Source organism: Aeromonas molluscorum, assembly GCF_051376105.1.
In the GTDB taxonomy this organism is placed as follows: domain Bacteria; phylum Pseudomonadota; class Gammaproteobacteria; order Enterobacterales; family Aeromonadaceae; genus Aeromonas; species Aeromonas molluscorum.
On record NZ_JBPQCY010000001.1, the window covers coordinates 2,046,936 to 2,059,864 of the forward strand.

Annotated in this window: 13 protein-coding genes; 7 read left to right on the forward strand and 6 right to left on the reverse strand. The window is 60.3% G+C overall.

The annotated features are described in order from the left end of the window. The first annotated feature begins 33 nt into the window (after positions 1–33). From yjbD to ACSMDR_RS10135, 3 genes are all read left to right on the forward strand, one after another. Positions 34–318 (forward strand): DUF3811 domain-containing protein, encoded by a 285-nt coding sequence (gene yjbD, locus ACSMDR_RS10125; RefSeq protein ID WP_040319253.1) that lies wholly within the window; start codon positions 34–36, stop codon positions 316–318. Positions 319–806: 488 nt separating this feature from the next. Then, positions 807–1,019, forward strand: a complete 213-nt coding sequence (gene cspE / locus ACSMDR_RS10130) for a transcription antiterminator/RNA stability regulator CspE (RefSeq protein ID WP_005316548.1) — start codon at positions 807–809, stop codon at positions 1,017–1,019. A gap of 310 nt (positions 1,020–1,329) precedes the next feature. Then, a complete protein-coding gene (locus ACSMDR_RS10135) occupies positions 1,330–3,285 on the forward strand; it encodes a ligand-gated channel protein (RefSeq protein WP_436468096.1) in 1,956 nt (651 codons plus the stop codon). A gap of 72 nt (positions 3,286–3,357) precedes the next feature. On the opposite strand, the gene ACSMDR_RS10140 is transcribed toward ACSMDR_RS10135, so the two are convergent. Together ACSMDR_RS10140 and ACSMDR_RS10145 are read right to left on the reverse strand one after the other, a co-directional pair. Further along, positions 3,358–4,734, reverse strand: a complete 1,377-nt coding sequence (locus ACSMDR_RS10140) for an ATP-binding protein (protein ID WP_436468097.1) — start codon at positions 4,732–4,734, stop codon at positions 3,358–3,360. Positions 4,735–4,738: 4 nt separating this feature from the next. Beyond that, positions 4,739–5,461, reverse strand: coding sequence for a response regulator (locus ACSMDR_RS10145; RefSeq protein ID WP_005905143.1), 723 nt, complete (start codon positions 5,459–5,461; stop codon positions 4,739–4,741). 216 nt (positions 5,462–5,677) lie between these two features. Here ACSMDR_RS10145 and ACSMDR_RS10150 point away from each other — a divergent pair, with 216 nt between their 5' ends. Then, positions 5,678–6,031: a hypothetical protein gene (locus ACSMDR_RS10150; RefSeq protein ID WP_436468098.1), complete on the forward strand. Its 354-nt coding sequence runs from the start codon at positions 5,678–5,680 to the stop codon at positions 6,029–6,031. A 105-nt stretch (positions 6,032–6,136) separates the two neighbouring features. Here ACSMDR_RS10150 and ACSMDR_RS10155 read toward each other — a convergent pair whose 3' ends face one another. The 4 genes from ACSMDR_RS10155 to ACSMDR_RS10170 form a co-directional block, all read right to left on the reverse strand. Beyond that, on the reverse strand, positions 6,137–6,544 hold the full coding sequence (locus tag ACSMDR_RS10155) for a hypothetical protein (RefSeq protein ID WP_005905147.1): 408 nt from the start codon (positions 6,542–6,544) through the stop codon (positions 6,137–6,139). Between the two features lie 179 nt (positions 6,545–6,723). After that, positions 6,724–7,626 (reverse strand): sensor domain-containing diguanylate cyclase, encoded by a 903-nt coding sequence (locus ACSMDR_RS10160; protein WP_436468099.1) that lies wholly within the window; start codon positions 7,624–7,626, stop codon positions 6,724–6,726. Positions 7,627–7,724: 98 nt separating this feature from the next. Continuing rightward, positions 7,725–8,456 carry a class I SAM-dependent methyltransferase gene (locus tag ACSMDR_RS10165; protein ID WP_436468100.1) on the reverse strand — a complete coding sequence of 244 codons (732 nt, stop codon included), beginning with the start codon at positions 8,454–8,456 and terminating at the stop codon, positions 7,725–7,727. Positions 8,457–8,951: 495 nt separating this feature from the next. Next, entirely contained in the window at positions 8,952–9,434 is a 483-nt protein-coding gene (locus ACSMDR_RS10170) for a GNAT family N-acetyltransferase (protein WP_436468101.1), read from the reverse strand. Between the two features lie 230 nt (positions 9,435–9,664). Here ACSMDR_RS10170 and ACSMDR_RS10175 point away from each other — a divergent pair, with 230 nt between their 5' ends. The 3 genes from ACSMDR_RS10175 to ACSMDR_RS10185 all read left to right on the forward strand — a co-directional run bounded on the left by ACSMDR_RS10175 (position 9,665) and on the right by ACSMDR_RS10185 (position 12,736). Next, positions 9,665–10,702 carry an acyltransferase gene (locus ACSMDR_RS10175; RefSeq protein ID WP_436468102.1) on the forward strand — a complete coding sequence of 346 codons (1,038 nt, stop codon included), beginning with the start codon at positions 9,665–9,667 and terminating at the stop codon, positions 10,700–10,702. A gap of 221 nt (positions 10,703–10,923) precedes the next feature. Next, the gene (locus ACSMDR_RS10180) at positions 10,924–12,321 is read left to right on the forward strand and encodes an L-cystine transporter (RefSeq protein ID WP_436468103.1); all 1,398 of its coding nucleotides are present in this window, start codon (positions 10,924–10,926) and stop codon (positions 12,319–12,321) included. A gap of 220 nt (positions 12,322–12,541) precedes the next feature. Further along, positions 12,542–12,736: a hypothetical protein gene (locus ACSMDR_RS10185; protein WP_436468104.1), complete on the forward strand. Its 195-nt coding sequence runs from the start codon at positions 12,542–12,544 to the stop codon at positions 12,734–12,736. The last annotated feature ends 193 nt before the right edge of the window (positions 12,737–12,929 follow it).

Consider the following 12,929-nt stretch of genomic DNA (forward strand, 5'->3'; position numbering starts at 1 on the left):
AGTATTTCATTCCCAACTTGCCAGGAGAGCCCCGTGAAAAAATTGGAAATGAAAGATCTGACTGATAAAGAAAAAGCCGATATCGCCCAACTGCTGCAAAAGGCACAGGCCAATGCGGATCATCCGCTGACCAATGGCGAGCGCAACAAAATTCGGGAAGAGGGCCGTCTCAAGGTGGTTGCCGATCGCGCCGAAGCCGCCAAAGAGGCCTCTCGCCTTGCTCGCGAGAAAGCCAAGGAACGGGCTCGCAATCAAGTGCTGCCGGAAACCTTCAGCTGGATTGACTCCGTCAGCGACAAGTTCCGCGGCCGCCGCTGACCACTTAGGCTCGTCACCCAGGGAAAAAAGTCCCGCGTGACGAGTCGAGCCTGCCCCGGCTCGCCCCTTATCCACATTTTTTTCAGGTTTTTTCACCCAACAAGCCCTCCGGCATTATATCCAGCAGGCAGGGGCGAGAATTCAGCGCCAAGGCAGGCCATGCAAGGTTCTGCCTCTTTTCTTCCCAAGAAGCACTTGAACCATTCAAGTCTCTTTTTGGGTAAAAGTGATTGCCAGATCGACTGCTGAAAGAAATGATCTGCGAGATAAAGATTGCCATCACTGTGATGGCGTGTTTTAATGTTTCTCGATGGTTCGGTAGTTCAGACCACATTATGTTAGGTAGTCTCTAGTAAAGCAGTGATTAGATAAGCGTTGTCCTCGGATTCCACTTATCAAATAATTCTCCTTCTTTAGTGCGCCATACGTATTCTGACGAAAAATCATAAATTGCCATATGGCACTTAAACACTGTAAAGGAAATTATTATGTCTAACAAAATGACTGGTACCGTTAAGTTCTTCAACGCTGAGAAAGGTTTTGGTTTCATCTCCCCGGCTGACGGCAGCAAAGACGTGTTCGTACACTTCTCCGCTATCCAGTCCACCAGCTTCAAAACCCTGGACGAAGGTCAGCGCGTTGAGTTCACCATCGAGCAAGGCCAGAAAGGTCCTGCTGCTGCCAACGTAGTTGGTCTGTAATTCAAGCCAAGGGTCAAGTAACCGGACTCAAGTCTGCTGACTGACCACTGCAAGAATTAAAAAAACCCGCCTAGGCGGGTTTTTTGTTGCCTGAAAAACAGTGGCAGCCCCCTCTTCTCCCTCACGCTCTCTCCTCACAACCACACAAATGATAACTAATATCAATTGCGTTTAATTCTCATTTAATTAAAATGCCTGCCGATGACGGTTTTCCCGTTTGAGGCTCAATCTCGCCGTCCCAGTGCGACATCAAGATCCCGGGACTCAATGGCCGATTGAGAAACTTTTTCTTCCAGGAGTTCAGGCTTCCATGACCAGCATACGCATTACCCCTATCGCCACCTTGATATTCGCCGCTCTCATCAGCCAGGCACACGCCAACCAGAACGAAGTGATGGTGGTGACCGCCTCGGGTTTCCAGCAAAAGATCGAAGACTCCGCCGCCTCCATCTCGGTCGTGACGCGCGAACAACTGGAGAAACGCGCCTATCGTGACGTCACTGATGCGCTGAAAGACGTGCCCGGCGTAGTGGTGACAGGTGGCGGCAGCAGCAGCGACATCAGCATCCGGGGCATGGGCTCCAAATACACACTGATGTTGGTCGATGGCAAGCGGGTCGACAGCCGTGGCACTCGTCCCAACAGCGACGGTCCAGGCATAGAGCAAGGCTGGCTGCCACCTTTGCAGGCGATCGAGCGCATCGAGGTGGTACGTGGTCCCATGTCCTCCCGCTACGGCTCGGATGCCATGGGGGGCGTGATCAACGTCATCACCCGCAAGACAGCCAGCATGGCGGCCTGGCAGGGGTCGCTCCATGGCGACACCACCTTCCAGGAGAACAAGGCCTCTGGGGATATCTTCCAGACAGATGCCTATGCAGCAGGATCCCTGGTAGACGGATTGCTGGGGATGAGGATCAATGGCCTGCTGTCCCATCGCGGTGAGGATCAATTCACTAACGGTTTTGCCGAGCAGGAGATGCGCAGCGGCACCCTTGTCTTTAGCCTGACCCCGGATGAGCACAACAGGGTCGATTTCGAGGTCAGTCGCGGCCTGCAAGATAGGAATCGCACTCCAGGTGAATCGATTCCCACCAAAGCCAAGCCGAGTCTGAACCGCTACGAGCGCACCAACTACGCCATCACCCACGATGGCCAATATGAGTTCGGCTCATCCTCCAGCTATCTGCAGCACGAGGAGAACACCAATCCGGGTCGGCAGATGAGGATGCTCAACACCATAGCCGACACCCACACCCAGTTCATACTCGGCGATCACTATCTGAGCATCGGTGGCCAGTACCGTTATGAGGATCTGCAGGATCAGGGCAACCAGCTCAAGGTGACCAATAGCGCCGACCAGCTGACTCGCTGGAGTTGGGCCCTGTTTGTGGAAGATGAGTGGGCCATGACCGAACGTTTCGCTCTCACCGCCGGTGTCCGCCTGGATCAGGACGAGAACTACGGTGACCACTGGAGCCCGCGCCTGTATGGCGTCTGGCATCCGGCCGAATTCTGGACCCTGAAGGGAGGCGTCTCCACCGGCTATCGCTCCCCCGATTTGCGCATGTCCGCCGCCAACTGGGGGCAGGCAACCGGTGGTGGTACCCAGGATGGCATCCTGGTCGGCAACGCGGCTCTCAAGCCAGAAACCAGCATCAGTGAAGAGATCGCCCTGCTGTGGGATGGTCAGCAAGGACTGAATGCCGGCCTGACCCTGTTCAATACCGATTTTAAGGACAAGATCTCTGAGGTTCGGCGCTGTTCCAGCAAGAATGACCCAAGCTGCACTCTGAATGGTTACACCTATGACTTCATCAGCGATCGCATCAACGTCGATGAAGCCAACATGCGCGGGGTGGAGAGCACGACCAACTGGGCGATCAATACCGATTGGTCCCTGGCGGCCAGCTATACCTATACCCAGTCCGAGCAAAAGAGCGGCCCCATGGCTGGCAAAGCGCTCAACCAGATGCCGCGCCATATGTTCAATACCTCGGTGGACTGGCAGACCACGGATGAGGTCAGCCTCTGGTCGCGGGTCAACTTTCGCAGCAAAACATCGGACTACCTGAACCGGGTTCGGATGGCAGAAGGCACCCCCTCCTACACCTTCTTCGACACCGGCTTGGTCTACAAGGCGAACCAGGCACTGAGCGTCACTGCCGGCATCTACAACCTGCTGGACAAGACGGTGGATTACGGCAGCTACGGCACAGTGCTGGACGGTCGCCGCTACAACCTTGGGTTGACCTATCAGTTCTAAACACGACCTCAACTAAAAAAGGCCCGCACAGTGCGGGCCTCTTTTATGACTGCCTGGCTGCCAAGCCATCCCCTAGCGCGGCAACCGGATCCTGGCCTCCAACCCTCCTTCCGCCCGATTGTGCAGCGTCAGCTCGCCGCCGTGCTGATGCACCAGGGTCCGAGCGATGGAGAGCCCCAAACCCACGCTGCCCGATTCGGTATTGCGGGCCTCATCCAGGCGCACAAAAGGCTTGAACACTTCGTCGAGCTGGTCCTGTGCTATCCCAGGCCCCTGATCGAGCACCCGGATGATCAGCTCCTGAGGACTCGGTTCGAGGCGCACCTCCACCTCCCCCGCGTACTTGAGGGCATTACCTACCAGGTTTTGCAGCACCCGGCGCATGGCATTGGCCCGGCAGGCATAGACCAGCTTGCCCTCGGCCTCGAAGTGCACCGGCTGGCCCATGTCGGCGTAGTCGTCACACAGACTTTCCAGCAGGCTGACCAAGTCCAGTTCCCGGGTCTGCTCCTGGGTGCCTTCATCCCGCGCAAAGCTCAAGGTCGCCGCCAGCATCTGCTCTATCTGCTGCAGAGTTTGCTGAATGCGGTCCTTATCCTCACCATCGGCCAAAAACTCGCTGCGCAACCGCAGGCTGGTAATGGGGGTGCGCAAGTCATGGGAGATGGCGGCCAGCATCTGGGTTCTGTCTTGCACGAAGCGATCGAGCCGGGTATGCATGCGGTTGAATGCCTGGATGGAGTCGCGAATTTCGGTCGGCCCCTCCTCCTTGAGCAGAGCAGTCTCTTCACCGCGCCCCAGCTTGTCGGCGTTGCGGGCCAACTGCTTAAGCGGCAGCGTGGCGCGGCGAAACAGCCAGATCATCAGCCCTATCACCAGGCTGGCCACCAGCAGCAGGTTGAAGGTGGTACGCAGCGACCAGGTGCCCACCTCCTTGTCCACCAAGGAGCTGAACTGCAGCCACTGGCCGCCGGGCAGCTCGATGGAGCCGTAAAGCCGCATATCCTGGGGCGGCGGCCCCTTGCGATCGTCCATCATGCGCACATGGTGACGCCAGGCCCGGCTGCGCGGCGCATCCTTGCTGAGCTCGGCGCTGATCTCCACCATGAGTTCAGGGGGGTAGCCCAGCTTGCTGCGCACCAGTCCCTCGAAGCGGGGGCTGCGATTGTCCGGCTGCAGCGGTTCATGAGCTAGGCGAAGAAACAGGGTCTCGCTGCGGCTCGCCTTCAATATTTCCCGGTGCAACTCGGGGGGAGAGAGGGTCAGCAACCTGACCACTGAGACGATGCGCTGCATGGCGTTGCGACTGTTGACGAAGCCCAGCGCCTCCTCCCGGTCCGAGCGATAGATCTGAATGCTGAGCAGCTGGATTAAAATGAGCCCCGCCAGGGCCACCAGCACTATCTGGCCGGTCAGCCCCTTGGGCCAGAGCCGCTTGATGAAGGGCATGGTGTCAGACCTGGCTCACATCGGCGGCGAACAGGTAACCGCCGCCCCAGATGGTCTTGATGAGTTCGGGATTCTTGGGGTCACGTTCGAGCTTGCGCCTCAGCCGACTGACCAGGGTGTCGATGGCACGATCAAAGGCCACCGCCTCGCGGCCTCGGGCCAGATCCAGCAGTTGATCCCGGCTCAGCACTCGCTGGGGACGCTCCAGAAATACCTTGAGCAGGTCAAACTCGGCGGTAGAGAGGCTGAGCCCCACCCCATCCTCGTCGATCAGCTCCCGGCGATTGATGTCGAGCAACCAGCGGTCGAAGCGCAAGTCCCGGGACAGCGTCTCGGCAACCGGCTGCTGGTCGGCCTGGGTGCGGCGCATCACCGCCTTGATCCGCGCCAGCAGCTCACGGGGATTGAACGGCTTGGCGAGATAGTCATCGGCCCCCATCTCCAGCCCTATGATGCGGTCTGTCTCCTCCCCCATGGCGGTGAGCATGATGATGGGCAGGTTCGACTTCGCCCTCAGCTCACGGCACAGGGTCAGGCCATCCTCGCCGGGTAGCATGAGATCCAGTACCAGCAGATCGAACTCCCGCTCCTCCAGCAGCTTCTTCATCTCCCGCCCGTCCCGGGCGCAGCTGACCCGCATGCCGTGCTGCTCCAGGAAGCGCTTGAGCAGATCGCGGATCTCACCGTGGTCATCGACCACCAGGATATGGTTGTGCAACTGATTCATGATGGCGGCTCTCTATAAGGCAAAGGGCATGAGCGGAACTGGCTCGATTATACGAAAATCCCCCGGGGTGTTTGTGTCAAACTGTGGCAAATGGGCCGGGTGGCACACTCTGCTACAAAAAAGCGCCTGACTGGCAAAGTTCAGACACGGACTGGGTGTTTACTTGAGGGCAAGGCAAAACGCCGACTCCGCATTCATTCTTCGAGGAGATACACCATGAAAAAACTGACCAAGACACTGCTGACCGCCACCCTGATCCTGGGCCTGCCCCTTGGCGCCTATGCCGCCAGCGAAGCGGCGACCACAGCACCGGCCGAGCGTCCCGCAGTCGATTGCCCCATGGGTGGTCCCATGGACGGCATGGGCGGCAAGCATCACAAACGCCATGACCGGATGGAGCGCATGCAGAAGATGACGCCGGCAGAGATCCAGGCCCAGCTGCAACAACGCTACGACAAGCTAGAGGATCCGGCCAAGCAGGCCGAGTTCGTCAAACGTCTGGGTGAACGTGCCGAGGGCATGACCAAACATGCCGAGGCGATGAAAGCCTTCGCGGACGCGCACCAGTAAGCAGCAGGGGTCTGTTGACCCCTCTTTCGGTCTGCTTATTCGGCAGATCAGAATACAAAAAAGGGGCCGACAGGCCCCTTTTTCATGTGCACTCGTCACCCTGGCTTATGCCTTGGGCTTGTCGGCCAGACGCAGGCTCTTGACGGTTTCGCCTTCGAAACGGATCACCACCAGCTTGCTGTCCAGATCCACATCGGGCAGCAGTGCCTTGGTGGTCTGGGTCAGGGTTGGCGAGCTCTCGCTGAGGGCAGCCAGATCGTAGTTCCACAGCTCCAGCTTCTCTTCGGTGCCAGTGCTGGCCGGTGCACCAAACTTCTCCTTGATGGTCTCCTTGGTGGAGATCCCGGGCTTGATGCCAAGGGCGGCTTGCACCCCATCATTGGTGTAGCTATCCGCGGCGCCGAGAGCCATCTCCTTGGTACTGTCGGAGACAGCGCCCGTGACCGCATCGAGCAGGCCAGCATGGGCAAACAGCGGCAGTGAAGTCAGGGCAATCAGTACGATTTTTTTCATGGCAAGGTTCCAATGAATAGCAGGGAGCTGCCATGAGAACAGTTCACAATCCCGTTCGTCAAGACGCAGGCCTATTCAGAGGAGTATCAAAGAGGAAAGCTACCAGCCCAGAACCCGTGCGGGGCCTGGTTTGATGCCCTCATCAATGTCGCCCAGGGTTCGCCAATCCATGTCGTGGTTCAGGGGGACGGGCAGTGAGCCGTCTGGTTGCGTCCCGCCCGCTTGGCGCGATAGAGCCACTCGTCGGCACGGGCCAGCACTGTGCCTGCCTCCTCTCCTGGCTGTATCTCGGTGGTCCCCAGACTGACGGTGATGTGCAGCTCGGGCACCCCATCATCGAGGGTCATGGCCGCGACAGCGCCGCGAATGCGCTCGGCCAGCTGCCAGAGACCCGGACCATGCAATTGGGGCAGCAGGATCAGAAACTCCTCGCCGCCGCTGCGCACGAACAGATCCCCGGCACGCAACTGGCTGGCGACGCAGGTGCAGAAGCGCTGCAATGCCCTGTCTCCTTGCTGATGCCCGTAGAGATCGTTGATCTGCTTGAAGTGATCTATGTCCATCATGATGAGTCCTGCCCTGCCCTGGCTTGCCACCAGTTGGGGAAAGTGCTCGAAGAAGTAGCGGCGATTGTGCAGACCGGTCAATTGATCCGTTTCGCTGAGCAGTTGCAAGCGCCGCTGCAGTTCATGCTGGCGGGTGATGTTGCGCGTCATCCAGGAGACGGCGCGCTTGCCCCCATAACGTGATGGCAGGGGCGCTATCTTGCCCTCGAAGCGCTGCATCCCCTGAGGCCCCTCCCCGCTCTCTATGTCCTTGACCTCTGCGGCAGCCAGATCGTACTCCACCACCTGGACCTGATTGCTCTCCAGAGTGAGGGCTATCTGCATCATGATCCACTCGGCCTTGTCCGGCGGCAGCATGTCCTGCAACCGCTTGCCGATCAGAGGGTTGCCATCCTGATAGGATTGCTGCTCTATGCCCCCCAGATACTCTATGTAATAGCCATCTTCGCTGAGCACGAACAAGGGATCGGGCAACTGGGCCATGACTTCATAGAGTTGTTCAACCGTCAGTGCCATATGAGATGTCCTGTCTCAACCTGAAAGGGCGCCACCAAGGCGCCCTTCTGTTATCTCATGGTCCGGGGAGCCGCACCAGCCTCAACAATCCAGCGGCTTCATGGCTTGCTGGCGGCCACCAGCAGCAACATGGGCCGTTCCGCCTCCTCGGCCAGGGCGGGATTGGCAGCTATCTGAGCGGCGCTCGGTCCCCAATCCGCCACGTGACCAAGCCGGAACCCTGCGGCAATCAAGCTATTGAGATAAGTCCCTAGGGTACGGTGGTACTTCAATACCCCCTCGGCCAGCCAGTTACTCAACCTTGGCCCCTCGGCCTGATAACTGTTGATGGGCCAGGAGCGCTGACCGCTCTCATCATGCAGCCACCCCTGCTGACGCGGGCAGGTGAAGATGGGATTCTCCACCGAGAATACCAGGCTTCCCCCCGGCGTCAGGGCATCAAACAACTGCCCAAACAGGGGGCCAACTTCGGCCAGGTAGTGGAGAGCCAGGGAACTGTAGATGAGATCATAGCGCTCGTCGTCCAGGGTCAGCGCCGCCAGATCCCCGCGCCGATAATGGATGGCAGGATCCCGGGTCAGCTCGGCCGCCCTGGCCAGCATCTTGCTGGAGAGATCTATGCCCACCACCTCACGGGCACCCTGTTCACGGGCGCTGCGGCAAAACCAGCCATAACCGCAGCCAAGATCCAGCACCCGCTTGCCCGCCAGCGGCGGCAGCATGGCTTGCAGCGCAGGCCATTCAGGGGCGCCCGCCAACCCTTGCACCGAGCGGGGAAGCTGGGCATAGCCTTCGAAAAAGGCCTGATTATCATAAATATTCTGTGACATGTTTGACTCCTCAGTCATGGGATAAGCCTAGCAAACAAGATTCATACGATCACTTACATGCCGTCATAACACGCGGGTATGCGCCCGCCAGGCAATAAAAAAGCAGAGGGCCCGGAGGGCCCTCTGCTCGAGATGACTCGACCGGTGATGACCGGGCGAATCCAACGAAAAGGGCCACAGACAGCATTGTCTGTGGCCCTCTGGTGATCGTCCCACGGCCACGCACCACCGGGTGTCACTATGGCACCGGCGGGCGGATGGAACGATGAATGAGATCGAAAGCTCAGGCTTTCGGATCAGGCTCCGGACAATGCGTCATCGCACGCTGCTGTTCGGAGCTCACTCGGGTCACTCGCTGATCCGAGGCATATAAAGCGGTCATATTGTCCTGACGATTAGGTCGACCCGAAAGGGATCAACACCTTGCATGGCAAAATTTTAAGAGGGCAAATTCTAGCGCCATGGTCTCCCCATGACAAGAACCGCCCGCGCCCGCTAGCACAGAGCTTTTTGCCAGAACAACGCCTTGCCCACCTCGGGATCCAGCTCATAACCGGCAAAGCCACTGGCGCGATAGGCGGCCTGCGCCACCCGGTTTCCCTCCAGCACTTCCAGCGTCAGTTTGCAGCATCCCAGCTCGCGGCCAAGCCGCTCCGCCTCGGCGAGCAGCCGCTTGCCAAGGCCCCGGCCCCGATAATCAGGGAGCACGGCCATGTCATGAATATTGAGCAGCGGGCGGCAGGAAAAGGTTGAGAATCCCTCGAAGCAGGTCGCTACCCCGGCGGGTTTGCCATCGACCCAGGCCAGCAGCACATGGGCCCCCTGGCGCCGCGCCAGGGTGGCCGCCAGACTCGCCTTCACCGCGGCGGGCAAGGGGGTGGCGCCCCCCATCTCGTCCCTGGCATAGGCATCGAGCAGCATGACCAGCGCCTCGCCATGCTCCGCCTTGTTCAGATCCGCCCTGATCACCTCATCCATCCCTGTCTCCTTCATCCTGTGGGGCCGCAGCAGCCCCGTTCCTCGATAGTAACGCCCTCCCCATGCCAGACCAAGCCGCGCTGGCTTCTCTGGCTGGCACCCTCAGCCAGGCCGGGGCAACAAAGGGTAACCGGGCGCCATGGCGGTCACACTTTACGCGCCCCTGGCTGGATGAGTGCCAGTTGCGACTGATATGCTGCCCCCCTGCTCCCGCGCGTTCACGAGGTATCATGCGCATCTCCAGTATCGAATGCGGTCGGGTGCTGGCCATCATGGCCGTCATGACGATCCACCTGGCCCCTTTCACCAACCCCTTTGATCCGCAGCTGTGGAACAGCCCCCTCTACTTCTGGCTGAGCGACATCATCAATCAGCTTTGCCGCTTCGCCGTGCCGCTCTTCTTCCTGTGCGCCGGTTACTTCCTGCAACCCAAGCTCGCCACCGGCAAGCCGCTGGCGGTGGCACTGGCTTACTGCCGCCCCCTCTTGCTGCTCTGGCTGGCCTGGAGCCTCGTCTATCTGCTGGTGCCTTTCAACCCGGTCGCGGCCATGAAGGAGGGCTACCTGACCGTGATGACGGATCAGTGGCAGATGCAGCTAGGTGACAGCCTCAACGCCTGGTGGGTGGGCGGCATGATCCACCTCTGGTTCCTGCCTGCCCTGATCCTGGCCGTGCTGATACTGGCGCTGTGCCAGCAACTCGGCAAGCCGCGCCTCGCGCTCGGCCTTGGTGCCCTGCTCTATCTGCTGGCCCTGATCGGCGGCTCCTATGGCAACCTGTTGCTCGGCGCTGAGTGGGCCTTTCTGACCCGCAACGGCCCCTTCTTCTCCCTGCTGTTCGTGGCGCTCGGCGCCGCCCTCAGGGCCCGTCACTGGCAGCCCGGCCAGACCCTGGCCTGGACGCTGCTGGGAACGGGCATGGCGCTCTATGCCCTGGAGGTCTTTGCCCTGCTGCACCTTGCCGATGTGGCTGCGGCCCGCCATGACTTCCTGCTCGGCTCAGTACCCTGGACCCTGGGGCTGTTCGCCCTGCTGCTGGCCAATCCCGGATGGGGCGCGGGCAGCTGGCTGGAGCGCCAGGCCCCCAAGGTGCTTGGCCTCTACTGCCTGCACATGATGCTGGTCGTCTGGCTGGTGATACTCGGTCCCCAGGGCCAGCACCTCTGGTGGGAGATATGCAAGGTGCCGATCCTCTTTGCCCTCTCCCTGCTGGCCTACCGACTGCTGGCCGCCCACCCCATCAGCCGCTGGCTGCTGCAAGCACGCTAGACACGCCCGCAGGCTCACCGGCCGGGCGGCGCCGCCCGGCCAAGCCGTGGCATGGGCAGGCTGGGATTTGCTTTGCTCAGTAAATGAGCCAACCATCTGATCCTTATATAAAATTCTATTTCCGTCTAAGAGCCGACCGGCAGGGCTGGTACCATACGCAGCTCTGCCGGATCCGGGCTCGCCCGTCCGCAGTGATCCATATCTGCCGCTGGAGAGCCCCTATGAATATCCCCCTCATCATCAATGTGCTGCTGTTCGCCGCCCTGCTGATGGCCCTGGCCAAACTCAGCAAGCCAAGCTGGAGCCTGTCGCGCAAAGTCTTGACCGGTCTGCTGATGGGCGTACTGTTCGGCTTCGGCCTGCAACTGGGCTATGGCGCCGGTCACCCCGTCATCGCCGCCTCCATCGAGTGGTTCAATCTGGTGGGCAGCGGCTATGTGCAACTGTTGCAGATGATCATCATGCCCCTGGTGTTCGCCTCCATCCTGAGTGCCGTGGCCAAGCTGCACAATGCCGCCTCTCTGGGCCGCATCAGCGTGATCACCATAGGCACCCTGCTGTTTACCACCCTGATTGCCGCCCTGGTTGGCGTGCTGGTCACCAACCTGTTCGGCCTGACCGCCGAGGGATTGGTGCAAGGGGTGAAGGAGAGCGCGCGCCTCGATGCCATCGAGACCAGCTACCTCGGCCGGGTGAGCGATCTGGGGGTGCCGCAGCTGCTGCTCTCCTTCATTCCCAAGAATCCCTTCGCCGATCTGACCGGTGCCAACCCCACCTCCATCATCAGCGTGGTGATCTTCGCCGCCCTGCTCGGGATCGCTGCCCTGCAGCTTAAAAAGGATGATGCCAGCAAGGGTGACAAGGTGCTCGCCGCCATCGACACCCTGCAGGCCTGGGTGATGAAGCTGGTGCGCCTCATCATGACCCTGACCCCCTATGGCGTCATGGCATTGATGACCAAGGTGGTCGCCGGCTCCAATCCTCAGGAAGTGATCAAGCTGGGCAGCTTCGTACTCGCCTCCTACCTGGGGCTGGGACTGATGTTCCTGGTACACGGTCTGCTGCTCGCCCTGGTTGGCGTCAACCCGCTCACCTTCCTGCGCAAGGTGACCCCCGTGCTGAGCTTTGCCTTCAGCAGCCGCTCCAGCGCCGCCACCATCCCCCTCAACGTGGAAGCCCAGACCCGCCGCCTCGGCGTGCCCGAGGCCATCGCCAGCTTTGCCGCCTCCTTTGGCGCCACCATAGGCCAGAACGGTTGCGCCGGTCTCTATCCGGCCATGCTGGCGGTCATGGTTGCGCCGACCGTGGGCATAGATCCCTTTGATCCCCTCTGGATCGCCACCCTGGTCGGCATAGTCACCCTCAGCTCCGCCGGGGTCGCCGGGGTCGGTGGCGGCGCCACCTTCGCCGCCCTGATAGTGCTGCCCGCCATGGGGCTGCCGGTCACCCTGGTGGCGCTGCTCATCTCGGTCGAGCCGCTGATCGACATGGGCCGCACCGCCCTCAATGTCAACGGCGCCATGACGGCCGGTACCATCACCAGCCAGCTGCTTGGCCAGACCGACCAGGCGCTGCTCCATGGCGAGCAAGCGGATGAACTGGCCCAAAGCCGGGCCTGATCCCCCTGGGTTCCATGCTTTCAGGGGGGCTATGCTCCCCTTTTTTTGGGCTGCCGCTTGCGCTCCTGAGCGCATTTTTCCGCCCGCCCCCGACATCCTCTTGCTTCCCCTTTCCCCGCCTTTGCGCGCTTCCTGCCAGCCTCACTACCCTGAACAGGGAGTTCAATCTCTGTTCATCGCCGATGCATAGACTCTGATGTGACCACAAGGAATCACCTCCATGAAGCCACTCAAAGACGGCCTGACCCTGTTGCTGTTCGGCGCCAGCGTCTCGCTGCACGCCACCGAAATAGCCAACGGCAACATCACTGAGGCCGAGATCAAGGCGGCGCAAGATGGCTGGGGCTTCAAGAAAGGGGACGATGGCAAGGTGCGCATCATGTTGCACCACTCCCCCCTGCCCTACGGCCACTGAACATAGCAAGCGGCAGAAAGGGAACTTCACGCCATTTCGCGGCCTCAGGGCCGCTTTTTTTTTTGCCCTGCCCCAGGCTCGACCACGCTGGCCGCCGCGCCGATTATTCATCGGCGATTCACCCAGTCACCGTATGCTGTGGCGCGCCTGCCCCAGTGGCACAACCCCCTCTTTCCACGACGTTTTGCAAGGA